The sequence below is a fragment of the Acidobacteriota bacterium genome (genome assembly GCA_026707545.1).
In the GTDB taxonomy this organism is placed as follows: Bacteria; Acidobacteriota; Thermoanaerobaculia; order Multivoradales; family Multivoraceae; genus Multivorans.
In genome coordinates, this window is record JAPOWR010000001.1 from 1,325,341 (window position 1) to 1,351,057 (window position 25,717).

General features: G+C 68.6%; 25 protein-coding genes. 13 read left to right on the forward strand and 12 right to left on the reverse strand.

What is annotated here, in order from left to right; genetic code table 11:
• Nucleotides 1-36: 36 nt before the first annotated feature.
• Complete coding sequence (locus OXG83_05210) at nucleotides 37-477, forward strand: single-stranded DNA-binding protein (protein ID MCY3964411.1); 441 nt, start codon at nucleotides 37-39, stop codon at nucleotides 475-477.
• Between the two features lie 3 nt (nucleotides 478-480).
• Here OXG83_05210 and mutS read toward each other — a convergent pair whose 3' ends face one another.
• Nucleotides 481-3,159 (reverse strand): DNA mismatch repair protein MutS, encoded by a 2,679-nt coding sequence (gene mutS, locus OXG83_05215; GenBank protein MCY3964412.1) that lies wholly within the window; start codon nucleotides 3,157-3,159, stop codon nucleotides 481-483.
• A gap of 110 nt (nucleotides 3,160-3,269) precedes the next feature.
• Between mutS and tsaB the strand changes: the two genes are divergently transcribed.
• The 6 genes from tsaB to OXG83_05245 all read left to right on the forward strand — a co-directional run bounded on the left by tsaB (nucleotide 3,270) and on the right by OXG83_05245 (nucleotide 7,931).
• Nucleotides 3,270-3,959 carry a tRNA (adenosine(37)-N6)-threonylcarbamoyltransferase complex dimerization subunit type 1 TsaB gene (gene tsaB, locus OXG83_05220; protein ID MCY3964413.1) on the forward strand — a complete coding sequence of 230 codons (690 nt, stop codon included), beginning with the start codon at nucleotides 3,270-3,272 and terminating at the stop codon, nucleotides 3,957-3,959.
• A gap of 133 nt (nucleotides 3,960-4,092) precedes the next feature.
• Nucleotides 4,093-4,320: a YdcH family protein gene (locus tag OXG83_05225; GenBank protein ID MCY3964414.1), complete on the forward strand. Its 228-nt coding sequence runs from the start codon at nucleotides 4,093-4,095 to the stop codon at nucleotides 4,318-4,320.
• Between the two features lie 51 nt (nucleotides 4,321-4,371).
• Nucleotides 4,372-5,070, forward strand: a complete 699-nt coding sequence (locus tag OXG83_05230; protein ID MCY3964415.1) for a phosphatidylserine decarboxylase — start codon at nucleotides 4,372-4,374, stop codon at nucleotides 5,068-5,070.
• Complete coding sequence (gene pssA, locus OXG83_05235) at nucleotides 5,067-5,834, forward strand: CDP-diacylglycerol--serine O-phosphatidyltransferase (protein ID MCY3964416.1); 768 nt, start codon at nucleotides 5,067-5,069, stop codon at nucleotides 5,832-5,834. Before OXG83_05230 ends, pssA begins: the two co-directional genes overlap by 4 nt.
• A complete protein-coding gene (trxB, locus tag OXG83_05240; GenBank protein MCY3964417.1) occupies nucleotides 5,831-6,778 on the forward strand; it encodes a thioredoxin-disulfide reductase in 948 nt (315 codons plus the stop codon). The genes pssA and trxB overlap by 4 nt, the downstream gene beginning before the upstream one ends.
• Nucleotides 6,779-6,812: 34 nt before the next feature.
• Nucleotides 6,813-7,931, forward strand: a complete 1,119-nt coding sequence (locus OXG83_05245) for a TRAP transporter substrate-binding protein (GenBank protein MCY3964418.1) — start codon at nucleotides 6,813-6,815, stop codon at nucleotides 7,929-7,931.
• Nucleotides 7,932-7,937: 6 nt separating this feature from the next.
• Here the strand turns inward: OXG83_05245 and OXG83_05250 are convergent, their stop codons facing one another.
• Nucleotides 7,938-9,242 carry an aminomethyl transferase family protein gene (locus OXG83_05250; protein ID MCY3964419.1) on the reverse strand — a complete coding sequence of 435 codons (1,305 nt, stop codon included), beginning with the start codon at nucleotides 9,240-9,242 and terminating at the stop codon, nucleotides 7,938-7,940.
• Between the two features lie 50 nt (nucleotides 9,243-9,292).
• Between OXG83_05250 and OXG83_05255 the strand changes: the two genes are divergently transcribed.
• The gene (locus OXG83_05255) at nucleotides 9,293-11,848 is read left to right on the forward strand and encodes an FAD-dependent oxidoreductase (GenBank protein MCY3964420.1); all 2,556 of its coding nucleotides are present in this window, start codon (nucleotides 9,293-9,295) and stop codon (nucleotides 11,846-11,848) included.
• 11 nt (nucleotides 11,849-11,859) lie between these two features.
• On the opposite strand, the gene OXG83_05260 is transcribed toward OXG83_05255, so the two are convergent.
• Together OXG83_05260 and OXG83_05265 are read right to left on the reverse strand one after the other, a co-directional pair.
• Nucleotides 11,860-13,179, reverse strand: coding sequence for a TRAP transporter large permease subunit (locus OXG83_05260; protein ID MCY3964421.1), 1,320 nt, complete (start codon nucleotides 13,177-13,179; stop codon nucleotides 11,860-11,862).
• The gene (locus OXG83_05265; GenBank protein ID MCY3964422.1) at nucleotides 13,176-13,760 is read right to left on the reverse strand and encodes a TRAP transporter small permease subunit; all 585 of its coding nucleotides are present in this window, start codon (nucleotides 13,758-13,760) and stop codon (nucleotides 13,176-13,178) included. The genes OXG83_05260 and OXG83_05265 overlap by 4 nt, the downstream gene beginning before the upstream one ends.
• Nucleotides 13,761-13,871: 111 nt before the next feature.
• On the opposite strand from OXG83_05265, the gene OXG83_05270 reads away from it, so the two are divergent.
• The 3 genes from OXG83_05270 (at nucleotide 13,872) to OXG83_05280 (ending at nucleotide 16,493) form a co-directional block, all read left to right on the forward strand.
• Nucleotides 13,872-15,116 (forward strand): MATE family efflux transporter, encoded by a 1,245-nt coding sequence (locus OXG83_05270; GenBank protein MCY3964423.1) that lies wholly within the window; start codon nucleotides 13,872-13,874, stop codon nucleotides 15,114-15,116.
• Between the two features lie 81 nt (nucleotides 15,117-15,197).
• Nucleotides 15,198-15,983: an SDR family NAD(P)-dependent oxidoreductase gene (locus tag OXG83_05275; GenBank protein ID MCY3964424.1), complete on the forward strand. Its 786-nt coding sequence runs from the start codon at nucleotides 15,198-15,200 to the stop codon at nucleotides 15,981-15,983.
• Between the two features lie 6 nt (nucleotides 15,984-15,989).
• Nucleotides 15,990-16,493, forward strand: coding sequence for a pyridoxamine 5'-phosphate oxidase family protein (locus tag OXG83_05280; GenBank protein MCY3964425.1), 504 nt, complete (start codon nucleotides 15,990-15,992; stop codon nucleotides 16,491-16,493).
• A 16-nt stretch (nucleotides 16,494-16,509) separates the two neighbouring features.
• Here the strand turns inward: OXG83_05280 and OXG83_05285 are convergent, their stop codons facing one another.
• Genes OXG83_05285 through OXG83_05295 form a run of 3 tightly spaced genes read right to left on the reverse strand, consistent with a single transcriptional unit; the run spans nucleotide 16,510 to nucleotide 17,990 of the window.
• A complete protein-coding gene (locus OXG83_05285) occupies nucleotides 16,510-16,968 on the reverse strand; it encodes a hypothetical protein (GenBank protein ID MCY3964426.1) in 459 nt (152 codons plus the stop codon).
• 11 nt (nucleotides 16,969-16,979) lie between these two features.
• Nucleotides 16,980-17,468 (reverse strand): hypothetical protein, encoded by a 489-nt coding sequence (locus OXG83_05290; GenBank protein ID MCY3964427.1) that lies wholly within the window; start codon nucleotides 17,466-17,468, stop codon nucleotides 16,980-16,982.
• A gap of 48 nt (nucleotides 17,469-17,516) precedes the next feature.
• Nucleotides 17,517-17,990 (reverse strand): DUF2085 domain-containing protein, encoded by a 474-nt coding sequence (locus tag OXG83_05295; protein MCY3964428.1) that lies wholly within the window; start codon nucleotides 17,988-17,990, stop codon nucleotides 17,517-17,519.
• Nucleotides 17,991-18,169: 179 nt separating this feature from the next.
• Here OXG83_05295 and asnS point away from each other — a divergent pair, with 179 nt between their 5' ends.
• Nucleotides 18,170-19,468, forward strand: a complete 1,299-nt coding sequence (asnS, locus tag OXG83_05300; protein MCY3964429.1) for an asparagine--tRNA ligase — start codon at nucleotides 18,170-18,172, stop codon at nucleotides 19,466-19,468.
• Between the two features lie 71 nt (nucleotides 19,469-19,539).
• Nucleotides 19,540-20,154, forward strand: coding sequence for a ribonuclease III (rnc, locus tag OXG83_05305; protein ID MCY3964430.1), 615 nt, complete (start codon nucleotides 19,540-19,542; stop codon nucleotides 20,152-20,154).
• Here the strand turns inward: rnc and mutL are convergent.
• The 5 genes from mutL to OXG83_05330 form a co-directional block, all read right to left on the reverse strand.
• Nucleotides 20,141-22,036, reverse strand: a complete 1,896-nt coding sequence (gene mutL / locus OXG83_05310; protein MCY3964431.1) for a DNA mismatch repair endonuclease MutL — start codon at nucleotides 22,034-22,036, stop codon at nucleotides 20,141-20,143. The two genes, rnc and mutL, sit on opposite strands and share 14 nt — an antisense overlap.
• Entirely contained in the window at nucleotides 22,036-22,800 is a 765-nt protein-coding gene (gene recO / locus OXG83_05315) for a DNA repair protein RecO (protein ID MCY3964432.1), read from the reverse strand. Before recO ends, mutL begins: the two co-directional genes overlap by 1 nt.
• Before the next feature lie 15 nt (nucleotides 22,801-22,815).
• The gene (gene mgtE / locus OXG83_05320; GenBank protein MCY3964433.1) at nucleotides 22,816-24,186 is read right to left on the reverse strand and encodes a magnesium transporter; all 1,371 of its coding nucleotides are present in this window, start codon (nucleotides 24,184-24,186) and stop codon (nucleotides 22,816-22,818) included.
• Nucleotides 24,187-24,309: 123 nt separating this feature from the next.
• On the reverse strand, nucleotides 24,310-24,774 hold the full coding sequence (locus tag OXG83_05325; protein ID MCY3964434.1) for a RidA family protein: 465 nt from the start codon (nucleotides 24,772-24,774) through the stop codon (nucleotides 24,310-24,312).
• 11 nt (nucleotides 24,775-24,785) lie between these two features.
• A complete protein-coding gene (locus OXG83_05330; GenBank protein MCY3964435.1) occupies nucleotides 24,786-25,709 on the reverse strand; it encodes an LLM class flavin-dependent oxidoreductase in 924 nt (307 codons plus the stop codon).
• Nucleotides 25,710-25,717 lie beyond the last annotated feature (8 nt).

A 25,717-nucleotide genomic window follows, 5' to 3' on the forward strand; every position in this document is an offset into this window, starting at 1 on the left:
TCCTACCGATCCATCAGAAAGGACGACTCACCCCAAATGTTGAACCATGTGATCCTGATCGGCCATCTCGGCCGCGACCCGGAACTCCGCACGACCCAATCCGGCCAGACGGTCGCCAACTTCAGCGTCGCCACGAATCGGCGCTGGACGGACCGTGACGGCAACCGGCAAGAGGAGACGGAGTGGCACTACATCGTCTGCTGGGGCCGCCAGGCCGAGGTCGCCGGTCAGTACCTGACGAGGGGCAAGCTGGTATCGGTCGAGGGCCGGCTCCAGACCCGCTCCTGGGACGATCAGCAGAGCGGCCAGAAACGCTACCGCACCGAGATCGTGTGCCGGAACTTCCAAATGCTCGGCGGCCGCGGCGACAGCGGCGGCCAACCCGGCTACGGCCGCAGCCAGGGGGCTCCGGCCCAGCCCGCTCCCAACGATCCCGGCTTCGACCCCGCCGGTGCCGACGACGACATCCCCTTCTAGGAGCTAGGAGTCTTCGCGCCGGCCGGACTCCGAGGTCTCCGGCGCTTTCGGTCCCGATCTGAGCCTGTCCTGGAGGGTTTGCACCAGATTCAGCGCGGCCAAGGGCGTCAACTGTTCGACGTCGACGCCGCGAAGCGCTTCGACCACCGCCTCGTCCTCGCCGGCCCACAGGGAGAGCTGATCGGGTGCCTGGTCCGGCGGGCCGCCGGCCGCTCCCTCGGCGACCCTCGGCTTGCCTGAGAAGCTGTACTGCTGGGACTCGATGTTCTCCAGCACCGCAGCCGCACGTTCGATCACCTCTGGCGGTACCCCGGCCAGCCGGGCGACATGCAAGCCATAGGACTTGTCCGCGCGGCCCGCGGCGACCCGGTGCAGGAACAGGATCTGTTCCTGCCACTCCTTGACCGCCATGCGCCGGTTCGCCACGCGGGAAAGCGTCGCAGGCAGACCGGTCAGTTCGTGGTAGTGGGTCGCAAAGAGCGCCAGACAGCCGTTCCGCTCGTGCAGGCGTTCGACGATCGCCCAGGCCAGCGACAGGCCGTCGTATGTCGCAGTACCGCGGCCAACCTCGTCGAGTACGACCAGGCTGTCGGGCGTCGCGTGACGGAGGATGTTCGCGGTCTCGACCATCTCCACCATGAAGGTGGACTCACCCCGGGCCAGGTCGTCGCTGGCGCCGACACGGGTGAAGATGCGATCGACCAGCCCGATCTCGGCGCTCTGAGCGGGCACGAAGCTCCCGGCGTGGGCCATCAGCACGATCAGCGCCACCTGCCGCAGATAGGTCGACTTGCCGCCCATGTTGGGACCCGTGAGCAGGACGATCTGATCCGTCTCGCGGTCCAGCGCAACGTCGTTCGGTACGAAGCCCGAGGCGCCTCGCACCGCCGCCGCCGACCGCTCGACGACTGGATGCCGCCCGTCGCGGATCTCGATTCGGCCCGCTGACGGCAGCATGCTCGGTCGCACGTAGTCGTAGCGGCCGGCAGCCTCCGCCAGAGCGGCCAGACAATCGATCTCCGCCAACGCACCGGCAAGTTCCAGGAGCCGCGAGGCCTGGTCCGCGATCTCGAGGCGCAGTCCCTCGAACAGCTCCTGTTCCAGCGCGAGCTGACCGCTCTCGGCTCCCAGAATCTGCTGCTCCAGCGTCTTCAGCTCGTCCGTCACATAGCGCTCGGCATGGGTCAGCGTCTGCCGCCGCACGTAGTGGTCGGGAACCCGGTCCTGCTGGGTCTTCCGCACCTCGAAGTAGTAGCCGAAGACCCGGTTGTAGCCGACCTTCAGGGTCGCGATACCGGTCGCTTCGCGCTCGCGGGCCTCGAGGGCGGCCACATGCCCCTTGCCGTCCCAAGCCAGTGAACGGAGCCGGTCGAGTTCGGCGTCGACCCCCCCGGCGATCACGCCGCCTTCAGTCAGGGATCCGGGCGTCTCCGCCAGCACGGAGTCCAGTCTCGACCGGAGACCGGTCAGCGGCTCCACCACAACCAGACGGGCAAGAAGCTCCCCCCGCAGGCCCTCGAGAACCCCCTGCACGGACGGCGCCTCGCGCAGGGTGTCCCGTAGCGCCCCGACCTCCCGCGGCGTGATCCGTCCGAGCACGGCCCGGGAAGTCAACCGCTCCAGATCGGCAATGCGCATCAACCGCGACCGAAGTGTCTCGCGCCGGACGATCTCGGAGAGCAGCACCGCCACCCCGTCGTGGCGGTCACCGAGCGCCGTCAGGTCGCGCAGGGGGCGGCTCAACCAGCGTCGCAGCATGCGCTTCCCGGGTCCGGTGAGCGTCAGGTCGAGTACCTCCACCAGGGTTTTTCCCGCCTCGTGCTGGAGGTGGCGAAAGACCTCCAGGTTGCGCAGCGTCGTCTCGTCCAGCACGACGCAGCGATCGTCGTGCTGAACCTCCAGCGCGGCGACGTGGTCGATGTCGGAGCGCGCCGCCCCACGTGCATAGTCCAGCACCAGGGCGGCCGCGGTAACCGCCGCCTCCCCGTCGGCGAGACCGAATCCGCGCAGGTTCTCGACTCCGAACTGCCGCCGCAGGACCCGGCCGGCCGGCGACGGTCGCGGAGCCTGGGCCTCGTCGATCTCCGTGTGCGGTGTGCCAGCGCGGCCAATCCAGGCCGCCAGAAGTCCATCGGGGTCAACGCCGGCGGCCGCGAGATCGGCCGTACAGGTGAGGACTTCCCGCGGCGCCAGTCGCTCCAGGTCCTCGACCGCCTCCTCCACACTCGGCCACCGCCTCACGAAGAACTCGCCGGTCGAGAGATCGAGAAACGCCCCAGCCCCGGACGCCCTGTCGAAACGAATCCCGGCCAGGTAGTTCGGACGGGCCTGGTCCAGCATTTCGAGGTCGCTGATCGTTCCCGGCGTCACGACCCGCGTGACCTCCCGGCGCACAAGACCCCTGGCCTGTGCCGGATCCTCCACCTGGTCGCACACCGCGACCTTGAAGCCGGCGTCCAGCAGCCTGCCGATGTAGGCGTCGACCGCGTGGTGGGGCACGCCGCACATCGGCGCTTCGCTGGCCGTGCCCTTCTGGCGGGCTGTCAGCGCGACATCGAGTACCGGCGCCGCGGTCACGGCGTCCTCGAAGAACATCTCGAAGAAGTCGCCCATCCGGTACAGAAGGATGGCGTCGGGATGCTCCGACTTCACCGTCAGGTAGTGCCGGAGCATCGGCGTCATCGCCGAGAGCTTCCGGGCCGTCCCGCTCGATGCGGCGGTTGCCCGCGAATCCTCCGCGTCTTCGGCGGTGCTCGATCTAACCACGGGCAGCCGCCAGTATATTGAGCCGAATGGGACCCCTGCTCGCGCTAGACACCGGTTCGGCCATCGTCAGCTTGGCGGTCGGCGACCAGGACGGGTGTAGCGTGCTCTCCGCGCCCCAGGGCCGTTCGTCGAGGGAACTGATCGCGATGATCGATGAACTGCTGAGCCGCGCCGACATGGGGCCGGGGGATCTGGCAGGCATCGGCGCTGCGAGCGGGCCGGGCAGCTTCACCGGCCTGCGCGTGGGGCTGGCGACCGCGCTCGGGCTTCATCAGGCCTCCGGAATCAGGGCCGGCGCCGTTTCCACGTTCGAGATCCTGGCAGCCCACTACTTCGAGCGAACCGGCGACGGCGACACCGAAGTGCTGGCCGTCATCGACGGCCTTCGTGAACGCTGGTACACGCAACCGATGCGACTGCAAGAAGACGGCCGCGTCGGCGCCGCCGGTCCGCCGGACACCAGGACGCGCGACGACCTCTCGCGCGGTCGGTTGCCGCTCGTCGGCCACGGAGTCTCCCGGATTACCGCACCGGCTGGCGCGATCGAGGCCACCGAACTCGCTCCGACCCTGCTCTGTCTCATGGCAAACGGAACCTTCACGTGGGATGGCGAAGCGCTGACCGAACCGCTCTACATCCGCCCGCCGGCGACGTCCGCGGCCACTCGCCTGCCCGGCAGTCCGAGACCGGGTCGCCGGGGCCGACGTGCGACCTGATCGAAGGCTCCAAGCTTGCATGGAACCGTCGTTCCTGTGCGTCAGCGCGGCGCGGACGCCGCGACTCTACTGCTAGGCTGTCGACAAGAATCGCCACACCCGGGAACAACGGAGGAAGGGAGGCGCGTACCGAATGAGCGATGACGCAGTCAAGGAAGAACTACTGGCGCAGGAGGGCGAATTCCGCAAGCTCTACGACGAGCACCAGGCATGTGAGAGCCAGCTCGAGGAGCTGGTCGGCCGGCCGGTCCTGTCGCCGATCGACCACTCCGAGGCCAAGCGCATCAAGCTCCACAAACTCGCCCTCAAGGACCGCATGGAGTCGATCATCCGGTCCCACACTCTTCAAGCCGCCAAGTAGCCCGGCAGGGCTGCGTCCCTCCGACCGATAGGTCGGGTCGGAGCTGAACCGATGAAGTTCGCGCGGGAAGCCTGGCCCTTCGTTCTGCCGTTCCTTGTCGCGGCCGGCGTCTTCTGGCTGGTCGGGATTCTCCTGGCTGCGGTTTCGATGACCGTGCTCGGCCTGCTCGTGCTTCTCTTCTTCCGCGATCCGACGCGGGAGTACGACGGACCGCCCGACGTCGTTCTCGCGCCCGCCGAAGGCACGGTCACGGCGGTCGAAGTCATCACGGACAGCGCTCTCGGAGACCAGACCTGGCGCCGCATCTCGATCTTCCTGTCGGTGTTCAACGTGCACACTCAGAAGACGCCGGTCGAGGGCGTGGTGATCGGCAGCATCGCGACACCGGGCAGGAAACTGCCGGCGTACCGCAAGGAGGCGGGCGATCTGAACGAGAACCACCTGACCCTGCTCCGGCGCACTGACGGCGATCTGATCGCTGTGCGGCAGATCGCCGGTTTGGTCGCGCGGCGGGTCGTTTCGCGACTGCAGGCCGGTCAACGGGTGATCCAGGGCGAGCCCCTGGGCCTGATCAAGTTCGGCTCCAGGGTGGATGTATTCGTGCCGATGTCTTACGACCCGCTGGTCGAGAAGGGACAGCGGGTGATCTCCGGTGAGACACCACTCGCCATGCCCACCGATCCGTCGACACCGCCGCCCGGCGACTTCCCGGTGAAGAGACCGCCGGCCCGTTCCTCCGACGCGCGATGACCTGGAAACGCCCCCGAAAGACAGCCAGGCCCCTGCGTGCCGGGGCCTATCTCATCCCCAGCCTGTTCACGACGGCGAATATGCTGCTCGGCTTCTACGCCCTCCTCGCCGGGCTGGAGGGGCAGTTCCGGACCGCCATCCTGATGATCTTCGCCGCCGCCGTTCTCGACACGCTGGACGGACGGATCGCCCGGCTGACCCGTACCGCGAGTCCGTTCGGCCGGGAGTACGACTCCCTCGCCGATCTGGTTTCCTTCGGCCTCGCACCCGCACTGCTCTGCTACCTGTGGGGTCTGCACGAACTCGGTCGCGTCGGCTTCGCGGCCCCGGCCGTCTACCTGCTCTGCAGCGCTGCCCGGCTCGCGCGCTTCAACGTCAGCCGCCGGACCAGCGATCCCGCGTACTTCGTGGGTCTCCCGGCGCCGGCGGCGGCGGGCGCGATTGGTTCGATTCTGTTCTTCGTCGACACGAGGGGCGACTCCTTCGTGCTTCAGCTCGCGGTCCTCGGAGCCCTGATCGTGGTCGGCCTGCTCTCCGTCTCCACGTTCCGCTACCTCAGCTTCAAGGAACTCGATTTCCGGCGTCGGAGAGGCTTCCGGGTCGTTGTGGTAATCGCCGCCATCGCGATTCTCGCCCTGATCCATATCGGCCTGTTCTTCCTGGTCGTCGCCTTGAGCTACGCGCTCTCGGGACCGACCGCCTGGCTCGGAAGGAGGCTACGGCGGCGTCCGTGGCGCGGCGCTGCTACGCTCCGCCGCCCATGACGACTGCCTCGCCCGGCAAGCACCATCGCCTCACCATCCTCGGCTCGGGGCCGGCCGGCCTGACCGCGGCGCTCTACGCCGCCCGAGCCGATCTCGCCCCCCTGGTCCTCGAAGGCAGCCAGCCCGGAGGCCAGTTGACGATCACCACCGACGTGGAGAACTACCCGGGTTTCCCCAAGGGCATCCTGGGGCCGGAGTTGATCGACCAGATGCGGGCCCAGGCCCGGCGTTTCGGCGCCGACACCCGGTTCGAGACCGGTACGCGCGTGGATCTGGACGCGCGGCCCTTCCGGATCGAGACGGACGGCGGCGAGTACCTCAGCGATGCCCTGATCATCGCCACCGGCGCCTCGGCCCGCCAGCTGGGCCTGCCTTCCGAGGCCGAACTGATGGGCTACGGCGTCTCGGCCTGTGCCACCTGCGACGGCTTCTTCTTCCGCGACAAGGAACTCGTCGTGGTGGGCGGCGGCGATACGGCGATGGAAGAGGCCACGTTCCTGACCAAGTTCGCCAGCAAGGTGACCATCGTTCACCGTCGGGGCGAGTTGCGCGCTTCGGTGATCATGCAGGAGCGCGCCGCCGCCAACGAGAAGATCGAGTGGCGCTTCCACGCCACCGTGGAGGAGATCTACGGCACCCAGGCCGAGGGCGTTCGCGGCGTCCGACTGCGCGATCCCCGCTCCGGCGAGGAATCGGACTTCCCCTGTCAGGGCGTCTTCATGGCGATTGGGCACAATCCGAACACCGAGCTGTTCCAAGGCCAACTGGCGATGGACGACGTGGGCTATCTGGAGGTCCGTCATCCCGGCACCGTGACCCAGATCGAGGGAGTGTTCGCCTGCGGCGACGTGATGGACCCGATTTACCGGCAGGCAGTCACCGCAGCCGGCACGGGCTGCCAGGCCGCGATCGACGCCGAGCGCTGGCTGAGCGAACTAGACTGACCCACCACCGGATTCGACAAGGACGGGAGCGCGCATGGCCAAACTGAGACGTAGGGACTTCCTGGGCAAGGCCGCGATCGCCACCGCCGGAGCGGGCGCCGTCGCCGCCTGCGGCGGGCCGGCGGCGGGACCGGAGGGAGGACCCGCGGTGGTCACGAAGCCGCGGCTCAACTGGCGCCTGGCGTCGAGCTTCCCGCGCGGCCTCGACACGATCTTCGGCGGTGCGGAAGTGTTCGCGGAGCGGGTCGAAAGCCTGTCAGAGGGCCGGTTCCGGATCCGCGCCTACCCGGCCGGCGAACTGGTGCCCGGCCTCGGCGTCCTGGACGCCGTCCAGCAGGGCACGGTCGAGCTCGGCCACACCGCGAGCTACTACTACACGGGCAAGAACCCGGCCGTGGCCTTCGACACCGCCATGCCGTTCGGCCTGAACACGCGCCAGCAGAACGCCTGGCTCTACCACGGCGGCGGCCTGGAACTGATGCGCGAAGTGTTCGCGGACTTCAACATCGTGAACTTCCCGGCAGGCAACACGGGCGGCCAGATGGGCGGCTGGTTCCGGCGCGAGGTCAACACGGTGGACGAACTGCGGGGCCTGAAGATGCGCATCCCCGGGCTCGGCGCCGAGGTTCTTAGCCGCCTCGGCGTCACGGTCCAGACCATTCCGGGGGGCGAGATCTACCCGGCACTGGAGCGCGGCGTGGTGGACGCCGCGGAGTGGGTCGGCCCCTACGACGACGAGAAGCTCGGCTTCCAGCGGGTGGCGAAGAACTACTACTACCCCGGCTGGTGGGAGCCGGGTCCGACGCTCTCCGTGTACGTCAACCGGACCGCATGGGACTCCCTGCCGGCCGAGTACCAGTCCATCGTCCAGTCCGCCGCCGCGGAGGCGAACATCGACATGATCTCCCGCTACGACGCCGTGAACCCGGGTGCGCTCATGCGCCTGGTCGACGACGGCGTCGCGCTGCGTCCGTTCTCCGAGGAGATCCTGGAGGCGGCCCGGAACGCCGCCTTCGAGCTGATGAACGAGAACGCGGCCGCGGATGCCGGCTACCGGAAGATCTTCGATTCCTGGGATGAAGTCCGGCGTTCGTCCTTCCGCTGGTTCAGCACTGCCGAGCAGGCGTACGCGCGCTTCTCCTTCGGCGGCTAGGCGGCCCTAGTCGATCGCGTCGTCGCCGCGGGCGTGCGCCAGCTCCCGCGCACTCGGATGCGCGGACGGACGGAAGGGCACCTCGCACACGCGCGCCTCGTCGGGTCGGCCCGGTACGGTGGCGTACTCGTCGGGCAGATGGACTTGCAGGCGCGTCCCCACCGCCGATCGATTCACCGGCACGTAGCCCAGGGCGATGTTGCCACCCAGCTCCGGAGCGTGCCAGGGAGAGGTCAGGTAGCCGATCGGCTCGCCGCCGTTCGCGTCCGACACGAGCCAGAAGTCCGGCGCGTAGTCGTCGATCGGCCGGCCGCCCAGCGTCATGCCGACGAGAACCATGGAGAACGGGGGCCGGCCTGCAGCGATCTCGTCACGCATCCATTCGAGCGCCTTCCGGCCGACGTAGTCGCCCCTCTTCTTGCGCGGCACCTGGTAGGCCAGGTTGCACTGGAAGGGGGTCGTCTCGTGGTCCATGTCCTGTCCCCAGGAGAGGATGCCGGCCTGAATGCGACGCTGATGGCCTGGCGCGGTCACCATGAGCCCGTGCCGCTCGCCCGCGCTCAGCACCGCGCTCCAGAGCTTCTCGGCGTGAAGCGTCGCATCCCGGAGGTAGATCTCGTAGCCCTTCTCGCCCGAGAAGCCAGTCTGGGAGATGACGACCGGGCAGTCCCCGATCCGTGCTTCGAGAAGACCGTAGTAGGGGATCCTCCGAATCCGCTCACCGACCAGGTCGACCATCAGCGCGCGAGACTTCGGTCCCTGAATCTGCAGCGGACAGACATCGATCTCGTCGATCTCCACGTCCATCCGCATCCCGACGTTGACGCCCTGCAGCCAGAACAGGATGTCGGAATCCGCCAGCGAGAGCCAGAACTCGTCCTCAGACAGGCGCAGCAGGACCGGGTCGTTCAGGATCCCGCCTTTCTCGTTGCAGAGAATGACGTACTTGCCCCGCATTGGCTGGATGCGGGTGGCATCCCGCGTGATCACGTAGTCGATGAACCGCTCCGCCTCCGGTCCCTTGACCCGGATCTGCCGCTCGACCGCGACGTTCCACATCGTGACGTGCTTCGTCAGGGCCTCGTGCTCTACCGCTGCGCCGCCATCCTCCATCCGCACGTAGCCGCGCGGATGATAGATGCGGTTGTAGATCGTGGCCCGCCAGCAGCCTGCCTGGTGCGACAGGTGCCAGTAGGGCGACTTTCGCACCCGGGTGGAAATCAGCAGCTCCACGGGCGTCGGGCCGCTCTGGCGCAGGTTGATCGGGACGATGCGGTCCGACTGGTCGACGCTGCGCGGCTGACCGCTCATGGCTCCTCCTCTTCCGCCGAGCGTCTCGGCTACCATGACCTGCGGGATCGATGACGGAAGTTACCACCGGAGAGGCCCCGCACAGCACGATTCCGGAACAGCCCGCACGCGCCAGGATCGCCGTCATCGGCGCCGGAATCGTCGGCAACAGCGTCGTCGGTCATCTGGCGAAACTCGGCTGGACGGACCTGGTGCTGATCGACAAGGGTCCACTGCCGAATCCGGGCGGATCGACCGGCCACGCGTCGAACTTCATCTTCCCCACGGATCACAACCGCGAGATCGCGCTGTTGACCCTGGAGAGCCAGCGCCAGTACGCGGCCCTCGGCGTGAACATCTCCTGCGGCGGGATCGAGGTTGCCCGCAGCCGCGAGCGCATGGAAGAGCTGCGCCGCCGGATGACCTCGGCGCGAACCTGGGGCATCGAGGCCGAACTGCTGACTCCGGCCCAGGTCGTCGCCAAGGCGCCGTTCGTTAACGGCGAGGCCATTCTGGGCGGCTTCTACACTCCGGGGGCGTCGGTCGTGGATCCGGTCCGGGCCGCGACCCTCCTGCGCGAGCGGGCGAAGGCGCAAGGCGCCCTGACCGTGCTGGAGAACACGGAAGTGCTCGGCCTGGAGGTGGAGCCGCGGCCATTCCGCCGCCCCGCCATCGGCGCCGTCGTCACGTCGCGTGGCACGATCGAGGTCGAGCACGTGGTCATCGCCTGCGGCGTCTGGAGTCCGCGCCTCGCCGCGATGGCCGGAGCGACGATTCCCCTGACGCCGGCCGTACACCAGATGGTCGACCTGGGACCGATCGACCTCCTCCGAGAGACGGGCAAAGAGATCGCCTTCCCGATCGTGCGCGACATGGACACCTTCATGTACGAGAGGCAGAGACACGACGCGATGGAGATCGGCTCCTACGCCCACGAGCCGATTCTGGTGCCGCCCGACGACATTCCCTCGATCGCCGAAGCGGAGCGCACGCCAACCGAAATGCCCTTCACCGCGAAGCACTTCGCCCCACAACTCGGGCACGCCCGAGACCTGATGGGCGAACTGCTCGCCGGCGCCCGGATGCGGTACGCGGTGAACGGCCTACTGTCCCTGACTCCCGACGCACAGCAGGTGCTGGGCGAGACCGCCGAAGTGGAGCGCCTCTGGTCGGCCGCATCGGTGTGGATCAAGGAGGGACCCGGCAGCGGACGCCTGATCGCCGAGTGGATCACCTACGGATACCCGCGCCTGTGCGACCCGCACGGATCGGATGTCACCCGCTTCCAGCCGCACGAACGGACACAGCGGCATATCCGGGAACGCTGCCGGGAGCACTTCAACAAGACCTACGGCATCGTCCACCCACGCGAGCAGTGGGAGTCGGCGCGCGGGGTCCACCGGGCGCCGTTCCACGATCGGACGGCCGCCCTCGGCGCCGAGTTCCACGAGGCTCGCGGATGGGAGCGTCCCCAGTGGTACGCGTCGAACGAGGACCTCGTCGCGCGCTACGGCGTGTCGGACCGACCTTGTGAGTGGGATCGTCGCTGGTGGTCGCCGATCATCGACGCGGAGCACCTTCACCTGCGCGAGAAGGCGGGCATCGTCGACCTGAGCGCCTTTCAGATCTTCGACGTGTCGGGACCCGGCGTCGTTCCCTACCTGGAACGCCTGACGGTAAACCGCTGCGACCGTCCCGTGGGCCGATCGATCTACACACCTCTCCTGACGCCCGAGGGCGGAATACGCGCCGACCTGACGATCCTGCGACTGGCCCACGATCGGTTTCGCATCGTCACCGGCGCACTGGACGGCGCCCGCGACAGGGTCTGGTTCCAGCGCCACCTTCCCGAGGACGGCTCCGTCCGGTTCGAGGACCGTTCCACCACCATGTGCACGATCGGCGTCTGGGGGCCGCGCGCCGAATCGCTTGTCGCCAGGATTGCCGATGTCCCCTGCTCGCAGGAGGCGTTCCCATACGGTACCGGACGGGAGGTGGTGATCGGCGGGAACCGGGCGACGATGCTCCGCATCTCCTACGTCGGCGAGAACGGCTGGGAGATCTACGCACCGATGTCCGACGGTGCCCACTTATGGGATGCGATCCGGGAGGCCGGCGACGACCTGGACGCCCGGCCGGTCGGAATCGGCGTCTACGGCACGACCGGCCGCCTGGAGAAGGGGTACGCCATGATGGGCGCCGACCTGACCTCGGAGTACTCCCCGGTGGAGGCCGGTCTGGCCCGGCCAGGCGTCAAGAAAGCGGACTTCATCGGCAAGGCGGCATACCTGGAAGCGCGCGCCGAGGGGCCAGCGGCCAAGCTGTGCACGCTGACGATCGACGATCCGGCCGACGGCTCCGGCAAACCTCGCTTCCCCACCGGCGGCAGCGAACCGATCCTCACGACAGGCGGAGACCGCATCGTCGACGCCCGGGGGCGGGAGTCCCGCGTCACCTCCGCCGGCATGGGACCGTCCGTTGGCAGATACCTGCTGATGGCCTACCTGCCCATCGAGCATGCAACGCCCGGTGACCGGCTGCAGTTGCTCTACATGAACGAACGCTTCCCCGTGACGGTGGCCAGACGAACCATGTTCGATCCCGGGAACGCCCGGATGAAGGCATAGCCGGCGGGCTGCTACAGCAGCGCAGTTACCAGCTCCGGATACAGGCAGATCAGCGCCAGCCCGATGAGCTGGATGACGATGAACGGGATCACCCCGCGGTACATCTCGACCGTCGTGATCCGCCGCGGAGCCACCCCGCGCAGGTAGAAGATCGCGAAGCCGAAGGGCGGGGTCAGGAAGGACGTCTGCAGGTTCATGCCGATCATCACCCCGAACCACACCATGTCGACGTCGAGGATCCGCGCCGCAGGGGCGATCAGCGGAATGACGATGAAGGCGATCTCGAAGAAGTCGATGAAGAACCCGAGGATAAAGATCGCCAGGTTGGCGACGATCAGCAGGCCGATCTTCCCGCCCGGCAGGCCGGTCAGCAGATCCTCGATCCAGATGTCGCCGTAGACGCCCCGGAACACGAGCGCGAAGGCGGTCGAACCGATGAGCAGGAAGATGACCATCGTGGTCAGCTTCGCCGTCGCGTCCATCGTCTCCTTGATTGCCTTCATCGTCAGTCGCCCGCGCGACAGGGCCAGCCCGATGGCTCCGACCGCCCCGAGGGCTCCCGCCTCGGTGGGGGTCGCGATGCCTGCGAAGATGCTGCCGAGAACGACCAGGATCAGGACCAGGGGCGGCAGCATGACCACAGCCACCTGCCGGGCCAGCGCCGCGCCGCCGAGCGTCCGCTCCTCGGCGGGCAGCGCGGGCGCAGCCGCCGGTTTAGCGATCGCGACACCGGTGACGTACACGGCATAGAAGCCCGCCAGCATCAGGCCGGGAATCAGCGAACCGATGAACAGGTCGCCGACCGAGATGCCGAGCTGATCGGCGAGCACGACGAGCACGACGCTGGGCGGGATGATCTGGCCGAGCGTGCCGGCGGCGCTGATCACGCCCGTGGCGAGCATTGGCGAGTAGTCGTAGCGGAGCATGACGGGCAGCGAGATCAGGCCCATCGCGACCACCGAGGCGCCGACCACGCCGGTGGCGGCGGCAAGCATGGCGCCGACCACGACGACCGCCAGCGCCAGCCCGCCGCGCAGGCGGCCGAACAGCATGCCGATCGTGCGCAGCAGGTCCTCAGCCAGTTGCGACTTCTCCAGCATCGTGCCCATGAAGATGAAGAAGGGCACCGCCAGGAGGACGCCGTTCGACATGACGCCGAAGACCCGTTCGGGGAACGCGTAGAGGAGGTTCCAGGAGAAGAGCCCGAGCTCGATGCCGATGAAGGCGAAGATCAACGCCGTCCCACCGAGCGAGAACGCGACCGGGTAGCCCGCGAAGATGAACAGGAACACGACCACGAACATCAGCGGGCCCAGGAAGTCGCCGCTCACAACAGCCCCTCCTGCTGCAGATCCTCCTCTTCGGCCCCGGCCTTGAGCGCGCGCAGGCGCTGCCAGTTGCGCGCCGCCTCGGCCAGCCCCTGCAGGGCCAGGAGCGTGAATGCCACCAGCAGGACGCTCTTGATCGGATACCGCGGCAGACCGCCCGGATCCGAGGACACCTCCAGCACCGCCCACGAGTTCCGTACCGCCGGCCAGGACATGATGAGCCCGAAGACCGCGAACGGGATCAGGAACAGCAACGAACCCCACAGGTCGATCCGCCGGCGCCAACGCTCCGGCAGCCGGCTGAAGATCACGTCGACGCGCACGTGGGCGTTGGTCTGGAGGGCGTACGCCGCGCCGAGCAGGAAGACCAGGCTGAACATGTACCACTGCAGCTCGAGATACGCGTTCGAGCTCAGGTTCCAGCCGGTGAAGCGCCCCAGGTAGCGTACGACTGCGTTGTACGCTCCGACCGCGACCATGGCCAGTGTCAGCCAGGAGACCGCGACCCCGAGCCGCGAGTTGAAGCGGTCGACCCGGGCCACGAAGCGGGCCAGGAAGCCGCCCGGGGTTGGTGCTGACGCCATGAGCGCGGGCAGGCTACCACCAGCGCTCCGGCCGTGATGGGCACTCCGGGGACTGACCTTCCCCGCCGGTTCGCGCGTCTGACGGCGCTCAATACAGCGTCCAATCTCACCGTGCCGCTGGCCGGTCTCGCCGACACCGTGATGCTCGGCCGGCTCGACGATGTCCGCTTCCTGGCCGGCGTCGTCCTCGCGGCCCTCATCTTCGACTACCTCTACTTCGGCTGCGCCTTCCTGCGCATGAGCACGACCGGCCTCACGGCCCAGGCCTGGGGGCGCGAAGACGCCGGGGAAGTCTCGGCGCATCTGTACCGCGCCCTGCTGCTGGCGGCGGCGCTCGGCCTCGCGGCCATAGCGCTCCGGGACCCGCTTGGCGACGCCGGCTTCGGACTCCTGTCCGGCACGGCCGGCGTGGAGGAGGCCGGCCGTCGCTACTACGACGCGCGCATCTGGGGCGCGCCGGCGGCCTTCGCCAACCTGGCGCTGGTGGGCTGGTTCCTGGGCCGCGGCGAGGCCGCGAGAGCGCTGCTCCTGGTCGTTCTGGCCAACCTCGGCAACATCGTGCTCAACTGGTGGTTCATCGTTCACCTCGGCTGGGCCGCGTTCGGAGCCGGGGTCGCCACCGCCGGGGCTCAGTGGCTGAGTGCCGCCGCCGGCTTGGTCCTGGCGCTGGCGGCCGCAGGGTCGCTTCCAGCCTGGCCCACCCTCTTCGACCGCGCCGCGCTGCGTCAGATCCTCGCGCTGAGTGGACACCTGGTGATCCGCACGCTGCTCCTGGTCACCGCCTTCGCCGTGTTCACCAACGCGAGCGCACTCTTCGGCGCCACCCGGCTGGCCGCCAACGGCGTCATTCTTCGCGTATTGAGCCTCGCCTCCTACTTCGTCGACGGGGCGGCCTTCGCCGGCGAAACGCTCGCCGGCATGGCCTTCGGCGCCGGCGACCGCCGCGAGTTACGGCGTGTCCTGCTCCTGACGCTGGCGGCGGCCGTGGGCTGTGCGGTCGTGTTCCTCGTCCCGGCGCTGGCGTTCCCCGATACCGTCTACGGCCTGCTCGTCGATCACGAAGACGTCGCGGCGCTGGCGGCGGAAAGCAACGTCTGGCTGCTGCCGGTGCTCCTCTTCGCCGCCCTCGCCTACGCCTTCGACGGCTTCTTCCTCGGGCTGACGCGGGGCAGGCTGCTCAGCCGCGCGATGGCGGTCAGCCTCGGGGTCGGCTTCGCTCCTCTCGCCTGGGCGGCGGTCCACTTCCGGGATCCGGACCTTCTCTGGCTCAGCATGGCCGGCCTGATGGCCGCGAGGGCGGGAACGCTCGGCTACGCAGCGCGCCCGTACCTGGTACCGGATCGCGGCGGCGCCTGAGACTTCGCCGGCAGCGAGGGCGGGGGCTACACTCCGGGCCGCCAGCACAACGTCCACCAGCCTCGGGGAGGCCGAAAGCAGATGGGAAAGCTCGAAGGAAAGACCGCCCTGGTTACCGGCGGCGGCACCGGCATCGGCCGGGCCACCGCGCTGCTCTTTGCCCGCGAGGGCGCGTCGATCATCGTTTCGGGACGACGGCTCGAGCCGCTCGAGGCGGCCGTTTCCGAGATCGAGGCCGGCGGCGGCAACGCCTGGGCACACTCGGCCGACATGGAGAATCCGGAGGCCGTCCGGGGCCTCGCGGCCGCCGTCCTGGAGCGTCACGCCACGGTCGACGTCCTGGTCCACAACGCGGGGCACAGCTCGAAGGTGCGAAGCACCCGCTACATCTCGCAGGAGGAATGGGACAGCGTGATGGCGGTCAACGCGACCGGTCCGGCGATGCTGACGAAGGCCCTGCTGCCAGCCATGCTCGACCACGGCGGCGCCACGGTGATCATGGTGTCGTCGATGGCGGCGATCCGGCCGGGCGTCATGGCCGGCACCGCCTACGGCGCCGCCAAGGCGGCTTCCCGCAACTACATCATGGGGCTCGGCGCCGAACTCCGGCAGCTCGGCATCCGCGCCACCAGCGTACTCCCCGGAGAAGTCGACACGCCGATCCTCGACAACCGGCCCCGGCCGCCGTCGGAGGAAGAACGGGCCGGGATGATGATGGCCGAGGACATCGCCGAGGCGATCCTGACCGCGGCGGCGCTGCCTGAACGGACCGTGATCGAGGAGATGACCCTGATGCCGACGAAGCTCCGCGACTACTCCGCCGACATCGCCGCGGCCCGGACCCTGGGCGCGCCGGAGGAGGACTAGCGAAACATGCCGACGATGACCGAGACCGAACGCGACGCCTTCCTCGTCGAGCCCGGCTTCCTGATGCGGATCGGCACCGTCTGCGACGACGGCAGACCTCTCGTGACCCCGATCTGGTTCATCTTCGAGGAGGGAGCGATCTGGTTCACCCCACGCGAGAACTCCGTCTGGTTCGCCAACCTCCGCCGGGATCCCCGCACCTGCCTCGCGATCGACGAGCAGAACCTCCCCTACCGCAAGGTCCTCGTCGAAGGCGAGGCGGAACTCGTCCACGACACCGGCGTCGACGACGTCTGGCGCGACCGCTACCGCCGGATCGCCTGCCGCTACGTCCCGGAGGACGCTGCCGAGGACTACATCCAGGCCACGATCGACCAGCCGCGCGGGCTCTACCGGCTTCCGCTCGCCCAGGCCACCGTCCGCACGTGGCGCATGCCGGTCGACGACGAGGACCAGGCCGGCATCTGGCACCAGCGGTACTACCGCCCGGGCACCATTCTCAGCCGCTGACGCGGGCCGGTGACGGCTACTCGGCGGGCGCCTTCCGGTGCACGATCGCCGCCCCGATCACGCCGCCGATCGTCGAGAACGCGACGTTGATGATCAGGGAGAACACGACGATCGCGATGACGCCCAAGCCGGCGATCGCACTGAACAGGCTGAAGACCTCGATGTCCTCGACCGATTCGGCCGTGAGGGCCCCGATTCCCATCGCGCCCGTGATGCCTCCGAGGATCAGCAATCCGATCAGGATGCCCAGAACGGATCCGAAGACGCCGGCCAGTGCGCCGATCTTCGCTCCCTCGCCGTAGGGCGCGGCCGCGGAGGGAGGACCGTCCTTGAGCGCCAGGTAGACCGCCAGGATGCCGCCGCCCACCACGAGCGCGCAGCACGCCAGGTTGAGTAGTTGAAGGCCGGGGATCTGCGAGGCAACGGCTCCCGCGCACCCGCCGATCGCCGCCGCGCCGACTTTCTTTCCCGTCACGATGACACCTCCTAGGCTTCGGTCTGGAGCATGGGCTTCTTGTGGAACACCGCGGCGCCGATCACACCGCCGATGGCGGAGAAGACGACGTCGACGACCAGGCTGATCAGGAATCCGACCAATCCGACTGCCGCCATGGCGCCGGCGGCCTCTTCGCCCCCGAAGGCCTCGAGCACCTCGGGCGGTACTCCCTCGATCCCCTCCATGATCGACCGGGCCATCTCCATCGGATCACCGACGATCGCCGCCATCGGGATCGCCACGATGGCGCCGACCACGGCGGCCGCGACGCCGGCCAGGACGCCGATCATCGCGCCATCCCCGAGAGGCGCCTTCTCGGTGGCCGGCTCGCCCCGCATCGCCAGGTAGACCGCCAGCATGCCGCCGCCAACGACGAGCGCGCAGCAGATGCAGTTGGCCAGGTTGACGATCGGAATACTGGAGGCGATCCCTGCCGCCCCGCCGCCGATGGCGGCCGCTTTCAGTTTCTTCGGTGTCATGAAGTCTCCTCGGACTGTCGAACTCGAGAGCACGCCGATCAAGACGCTCTACGGGTTCTCGGGTGGCAAGTTTCGGGGCATCTGTTGCACGATCTGGCCGACCGCCGCCCAGACCAGGATGGCGATCGGCGCTGCCGCCAGTACGGCGGTCACAAACCGGCTCGCCGGTGTGTTTATCGGCAGTAGCCAGTCGATCGCCGTCGGCGTGAGGAACAGGAGAATGCGCCTGGGCTTCTCGAGTAGCCAGTCGCGCGTGGGACGAAACAGCGGCAGCACGATCAGCCCCAGAGTGAAGCCGGCGTAGAAACCGAAGCAGCGGTGGCACACGGCCAGGGGGTGGCCTGCCAGATGGAAGCTGCGTTCGGCGATCTGGTGGCAGACCGGCGCGAACGCTTCGTAGAGCAGCGCCGCCGCCTGTCCTCCCGAAGCGGCCAGGAACGGCGTGGCGACCACCAATCCGATCACCAGGCAGCACAGCACGGCCAGCGTTGCGGTCACCGCCAACGTAGCGGGGCTCGCCACGAACGGTGCGGTCCCCCCGATGTCAGAAGCCGCCGCCCCGAGCCGTCCCACAGGCCCGGCGGCAGATTGGGGTGAAACCCCGAGCCGACGGCGTAGCATCGCGGGCTAGTGTAGCGACTGGACTCCGGCGACGGAGGCCGTCCCACCCGCCGGTATGATCGCGCCGTGAGGAGCGATCGTTGAGCGGCTGGAACACGATTCCCGAACTCGGCGACCTGATCGGCCAGGAAGTAAGGCTGCGCGGCTGGGTTGACGCCCGGCGGTCCAGCGGCAGGATCGGCTTCATTCGCCTGCGGGAATCGGGCGCCACGGTGCAGCTCGTGATCAGCCGAAAGGAGGTGGACGACGCCTCCTGGGAGGTGCTCCAGCACGCCGCCCAGGAGTCGACCGTCGCCGCCACCGGCACCGCCGCCGCCGACCCGCGCTCCCCCGGCGGAGTCGAGGTTCACGTCTCCTCCCTGGCGCTGGTCCACGGCGCCGATGGCTACCCGATCACGCCGAAGGAACACGGCACCGCGTTCCTGATGGATCATCGCCATCTCTGGCTGCGCTCCAGCCGCCAGCGGGCGGTGCTGCGGATCCGCAGCGAGGTATGCCAGGCGATCCACGACTTCCACCGTGAACGCGGCTACTACCTCGTCGATTCGCCGATCCTGACGCCAGCCGCCTGCGAGGGCACGTCGACGCTGTTCGAGACGCCGTACTTCGACCACGGCAATGCCTACCTGAGCCAGTCGGGGCAGCTCTATCTCGAACCGGCGGCGGCCGCCCTGGGCAAGGTCTACTGCTTCGGCCCCACCTTCCGGGCCGAGAAGTCGAAGACCCGGCGCCACCTGATGGAGTTCTGGATGGTCGAGCCGGAAGCCGCCTTTCTCGACTTCGACGGCCTGTGCGAGCTGGCCGAGGACTTCCTCGTCTACCTGGCCGGCCGCGTGCTCGAGAACTGCGGCGACCCGTTGGCCCTCCTGGAGCGCGACGTTTCGAAGCTCGAAGCCATCCAGAAGCCCTTTCCGCGTCTCCGTTACACGGAAGCGATCGATCTTCTGCGCCGCCAGGGCTCGGAGATCGAGTTCGGGGAAGACTTCGGCGCTCCCGAGGAAACGTCGATCACCCGGGAGTTCGATCGGCCAGTGATGATCACCCACTACCCGACGTCGCTCAAGGCCTTCTACATGGAACCCGATCCGGACGATCCGTCGCTGGCCCTCGCCCTCGACGTGATCGCTCCCGAGGGCTACGGCGAGATCATCGGCGGCAGTCAGCGAATCCACGACCACGACCTGCTCCTCGCCCGGCTCAAGGAACACGACCTGCCGCTCGAGGCCTTCCAGTGGTATCTCGACATCCGCCGCTACGGGACGTTCGAACACAGCGGCTTCGGCATGGGCGTCGAGCGCTTCGTCGCCTGGATGGCGGGCGTCCCCCACCTGCGCGAGACGATTCCCTACCCGCGCACGATGGACCGGATCTACCCCTGACGACGCTTCGCGATCGACTCGAAGAGCGCCTCGGCTACCGGTTCGAGAACCGCGGCCTGCTCGACCAGGCCCTGACCCACACCTCCTTCGCCAACGAGCACGGTCTCGGGGAACACAACGAGCGGCTCGAGTTCCTGGGTGACTCTGTGCTCGGCCTGATCGCGGCCGACTGCCTCTTCAGGAACCTCCCGGTCGCCCCCGAAGGCGACCTGTCGCGGGTGAAGTCCCACGTCGTGAGCGCCGAAGCCCTGGCGCAGCGGGCGCGGCTCCTGGAGCTCGGTTCGGCGCTGCGCCTCGGCCGCGGCGAGGAGCGCTCCGGCGGCCGGGACAAGCAATCGCTCCTAGCGTGCGCGCTAGAGGCCGTGATCGGGGCCGTCTTCCTCGATGGGGGTCTTGAAGCGGTCCGGGACGTGGTCGAGCCGTGGATCGAGGCCGAGGCCATCGAGTCCGCCGACGCCTCCGATGCAAAGTCCATGCTGCAGGAGCTGCTCCAGGGCCAGGGCCTCGATCCCCCCGTGTACCGGCACGTGGGCCGGGAGGGGCCGGATCACGACCCGGTCTTTCACGTCGAGTGCTGGATCGACGGCCGGACCGCCGCCAGCGCCCGCGGCCACTCGAAGAAGGCGGCCGAGCGCAACGCCGCCCGAGAGGCGCTGGCCGCGCTCCACGACGTCAGCGGCGCTTGAACCGTCGCTCCAGGTCACGGTCCGTCAGCTCCAGCACCACCGGCCTGCCATGCGGGCAGGTGTACGGGTGGTCGCAGGCGAAGAGTTCCGCGATCAGGCCCTCCATCTTCTCCGCGGACAGCGCCTGGTGCATCTTGACCGCTGCCCGGCAGGCGCGGCTGGCCGCCAACTGGGTCAGGAGGTACTCGGCCAGGGCCTCCTCCTCGCTCGGAAGCTCGTCCCCGGCGGCGACCCGGGTGGCGATCCGCAGCACCAGACTCTCCGCTTCGACGTCGGGCAGCACTGCCGGAATCGCCGTGATCGCGGCGCTGCCGCCGGAGAGGCTGCTGACCGAGAAGCCACACCGCTCCAGCCCCGCGGAGCACTCCGCGAGCGCCGCGTGTTCGGCCGCCGAGAGTTCCAGAACCCGTGGCACGAGGAGGGTCTGGCTGGCGGACTGCTGCTCGCCAAGACTGCGGCGAAACCGCTCGTACAGGATGCGCTCGTGGGCCACGTGCTGGTCCACGACCAGCAGCGATTCCGGCCCCTCGAGCAGGACCATCGTGCCCTTGTACTGCCCGATCAGCCGGAGCGAGTCCCGGCCGCGGCCCGACAGCGGCACCGGAGTGGAGGGCTGAGGGCTGTAGGCGACCTCGGCCAGCTTCCCCGCCGGGGCGGCCTGCGCACCGCCATACCGGCTGGCGAGTTTCTCGGCCCAGTCGGGAGCTTCCGGTGCCGGATCGCTCTCCTCCCGATCACCTCCGCGGTCCCAGGCCATCGCGACTTCCGTTTCCCGGACCTCGCCGGCGCCGGTCCAGCCCGGAGGCGCCATCGGGCCATCGGGCTCGCGCAGTGGCGCCGGCTCTACGCCCTTCGCCGCCTCGAGTCCGGCCCGTAGCGCGTTGCCGACACGTCCGAGCACCGCCGCGTCGCGGAAGCGGACTTCCGCCTTCTGGGGATGGACGTTGACGTCGACCGACTCGGGCGGTAAATCGAGGAACAGGAACATCGCCGGCGCCGGGCCGCCCTTCAGCAAGTCCTTCACGGCCTTGTAGTAGATCCCGAGCACCGCCCGATCGCGCAGCAGGCGCCCGTTGACGAAGACGAACTGGCGCCTACCTCTTGCGGTTTCGCTGTCGCCGATGAAGCCATCGATTCCCTGCCGCCTCCTCGGCTCCGGCAGCGGTGTGAGGTGGTGCACAAGGTCCGCACCGAAGAGTTGACCGATCCGCTCCAGGCGACCGGCCGAGTCGGTCTCGGTGGCCTGGACCCGCAGCACTTCCCGTCGCGGAGCACCGCTGATCAGGCTGTGCCCCATGACGAACGTCACATCTGGCCGAGCCAGGGCATAACCCTGCACTACCATCGTCGCCTGCCTCAACTCGGTCGGCGCCCGCTTCAGGAACTGTTTGCGCGCCGGCACGTTATAGAAGAGCGACTCCACCGTCACCGTCGTGCCGCGGGGATGAGCCACCGGTTCGTTGATCGTGACCTCGCCCCCCTCGATGCGGATCCGATGGCCGTCGCCGGCGTTGCGGGCAGTCTGCAGTTCGCATCTCGAAACAGCGGCGATCGAAGACAGCGCCTCGCCCCGGAAACCCAGAGTCCCGACGTGGAGAAGATCCTCGAAGGAGGCGATCTTGCTCGTCGCATGGCGTTCGAGTGCCAGAAGCACGTCCCCTGCGGCGATTCCGGCGCCGTCGTCCCCGACCGCGATCCGGTCGTTGCCGCCATTCACCAGGTCGATCTCGATCCGGGTCGCTCCGGCGTCGAGCGCGTTCTCGACCAGTTCCTTGACCACCGACGACGGACGCTCGACGACCTCGCCGGCCGCGATCTTGGAGATCAGGGTGTCGGCAAGCCGCCGCAGCGGACGGTCCGCCGGCGTGCGGTCCGGCCCCATCAGGAGGCCACGTCCCGCAGGGTCCGCTGCATCACGCCGTAGCTTCGCAGCTCCCGGCCCAGGAAGGCGCGCCGGACCTCGCGCGCCACGGCCTCGACCGCCTTGAGCGTCGACTCCTCGAACCCCCCGTTCTCCTGCAGCCGCACGAGGTCGGCGCCGCCGATGCGGCGCAGGAAGGACAGCGCCGGCTCACCGATCCGGCGGTTCGCGCCCGCACCGGCGCCGCAGGAGGCGCACAGCAGACCGGCGGCGTCGACGGCCAGAACCGCCTCGTCACCGAGCGCGTCGCCGCAGGAGGGGCAGTGCCGGGGCGTCGGGAACACACCGGAGAGCCGGAGCGTCCAGCATTCCAGGTAGCGGGCCGCCAGCGAGCGATCGCAGCCGGTGGTCAGTGCCTGCACGGTCGTATCCAGCAGCCGATAGAGATGATTGTCCGGCTCGTTCTCCTGCGCGAACACCTGCATGTGCTCGGCGAGGTACGAGGAAACGAGGATCCCCTCCAGGTCGGCGTGGAGCGCGCCGGGGCTCCGGATCATCTCCGCGTCGCCCAGCCGCACCAGATCCCTGTCGGGCTTCTCGAACCACGACAGATGCACCTTCGCGAGCTGCTGCAGCTCGCCGCCGAAGCGGCTGAAGCGGGCTCGGGCGCTGCGCGCGGCTCCTCGTTTCAACCCCCAGTCGCGGCTGAGAAAGACGACGATCCGGTCCCGCTCGTGAAGATCGATCGTCTGAAGCAGCAGTGCCTCCCCGCTTCGCCGCTTCATGCTTCCACCCGCCGTTCAGCGAACCAGCCAGTCGATCATCAGGGTGGCGAGGCCGAAGTACACCAGGATGCCCGTGATGTCGCTGGACGTCGTGACCATGGGGCCGCTGGCCACAGCCGGGTCGATCCCCATCCGCTCGAAGGCCATCGGTAGGAGCGAGCCGATCAGCGACGCGAGCATGATGGCGAGGAACAGAGAACTCGCGACCACGGCGCTGTAGGCCGGGTTCTGTTCGAGGAACGCCGCGACTCCGGCGGCGACTCCCGAACACACCAGCCCGACGACGAGGCCGATCCGGATCTGCTGCATCAGGAAGCGGCGCATGCGGCCGCCGCCCTCGCCGATCCTGCCGGTGGCCAGACCGCGCACGGTAAGGGTCATCGTCTGACTGCCGATGTTGCCGCCCATGCCCATGACAACGGGCGCGAAGGCCAGCAGGAACGCTTCGTTCAGGCGCAACTGGAACTGCTTCATCAGGACGCCGGTCAAGGTCAGCCCGATCAGGTTGACGAGCAACCACGGCAGGCGGATGCCGGCCACGCGCCAGGACCGCTCGCGGTACAGCAGTTCGTCGTCCGACGTGCCCACCATCTTGTAGAAATCTTCCTCCGCCTCCTCCTGCACGATGTCGATCACGTCGTCGACGGTCACGAGACCCAGCAGGCGGCGGCGGTCGTCCACCACGGGAACCGCGAGGAAGTCGTAGCGCGAAGCGAGCCGCGCGACTTCTTCCTGGTCCGTATCCGTGTGCGCCGTGACCAGACCGCGGTTCATGATCTCGCCCAGGGTGCGGCTCGGAACGGAGAGCAGGAGCTCCCGCAGCGACAGGACACCGGCCAGACGGCCCTCCGGATCGACGACGTACAGGTAGAAGATCATCTCGACCTCGCCGTGCTCGCGGATCTTGGCGATCGCGTCACCGACCGCGGTGTCCTCCGGAAGGGAGAAGAACTCCGTGTTCATGATCCGGCCGGCGGTGTCCTCCTCGTACGCGAACTGCGTCTGCAGTTCGTCCCGGTCGGGCCGGTCGAGCAGCGCCATCACGGCCTCGCGCAGCTCGTCCTCCAGGCCGTCGACGATCTCGACGCTGTCGTCGACCGCGAGCGGAGCGAGCAACCCGGCGATCTCGGACGGAGTCAGTTCCTCCAGCAACGGGCGCCGTTCCCCGGGCTCCAGCTCGAGCAGCACCTCGCCGGCCGAATCCGGGTAGTCCTCGAGCGCGAGGCGGACCACGAACAACTGCTCCGTGGGCACCAGTTTCCTGAGCGCGGCGGAGACGTCTCCGGGCCGCACCTTGCTCAGCACGCGGGAAAGGTTCCGCCTGGCTCCGCGGCGCGCGAGCCGGCGCATCGTATCGCCGAGAATCTCGACCCTCTGGGTGGACATGGCGGGCCGCATCGTACCAGCCGGACACCCGCGCCAGCCCCCGCTGCGGCGAGTCCGGCGCCTCCTCGCCGAAGCTCCTGAGGGCTTCGGACGGACCTCTGGAGAGGCCCGCCGATCAGTCGTTCAGTCGGTCTCGAAGACGGCGTCGATCTCGACCGGAACGTTGAACGGCAGCTTGTTCGTTCCGACCGCGAAGCGGGCGTGCCGTCCCTTGTCGCCGAAGACTTCGACCATCAGGTCCGAGGCGCCGTTGATCACTGCCGGGTGGTTCTCGAAGTCGTCGCTGCAGTTCACGAAACCGCCCAGCTTCACGCAGCGGCGCACACGCTCCAGGTCGCCGTCGCACGCGGCCGCGACCACGGCGACGATGTTCACGCCGACCAGACGGGCCGCCTCCTGTGCCTCCTCGAGCGAGTAGTCCACTCCGACCCTGCCGCGGTACGCCAGCCGGCCGTCGCGCACCGGCACCTGGCCGGAGACGAAGACGAGCGATCCCGTGCGCACGTAGGGAACGTAGTTCGCCGCCGGCGGGGCGGGGGCGGGAAGCTCCAGGCCAAGCGCCTCGAGACGCTCCTTCACGGTCGTCATACGGAGCACTCCTAAGAGTAGGCGGCGAAGAGCTCTTCGAACGCCTTGATCTGGTTGCCCGCCGCCGACGACGGCACCAGGATCGGGGTACGGATGCCGGCATCCAACCACCGTTCGACGCCGTCTCGGACCTCCGCCGCGCTGCCGAACAGCGTGCAGTCGGCAAGCCAGCGATCGGTAAGCAGGCCCGGGATGCGGTCCATCTCGCCCCGCTCCACGGCGCGCTCCACGGCTTCCATCTCCTCGACGTAGCCGGCCGCCTTCCAGTAGTTGCGGTAGTTCGGCAGCAGGGCGTAGCGGGACAGCGTCTTCCGGTTGCGCGCCGCCGCCAGTCCCCGGTCGTCCGAGATCACGGTCGGGATCATGTTGCCTACGAAGAAGTCCGGATCGGTCGCCTTCTCCCCCGCCGCCGCCAGGGAATGGCTCATGCGGGAACGGGCGCCGTTCGCGAACACCATGCCGTCACCGATCTCGGCTGCGGTGGCGATCATCCGGTCGCGCAGCGTGGCGAGGACGATCGGCGGAAGCTCGCCGGCGCCCCGCACGGCTTTGAGCTCGTCGACGAAGGCCCGGATGTCGCCCAGCGGCTTGCCAACGGTGACGCCCAGCCGCTTGTGAGCCGGCGCGTGGCTGACGCCCACGCCGAACCAGAAGCGGCCCCGGGACACCTCGTGGATGAACGACGCCGTGTACGCGAACTCCGTCACGTGACGGGTGTAGATGTTGACGATCGACGTGCCGAACGGAATCCGTTCCGTACGGAGCGCGAGCGCCTCGCACAACGCCAGCCCGTCCCCCATGCTCGGGCAGTAGATGCCGCTGAACCCGCGGCGCTCGATCTCCGCCGCCAGGTCGAGGGTCAGCCGGCGACGCCCGGGAACAGCGGCGAGCGAGATCGCCGGGAGGCCGTTCCGCGCTTCGGAGGTCGTCGTCATGGCGGGGG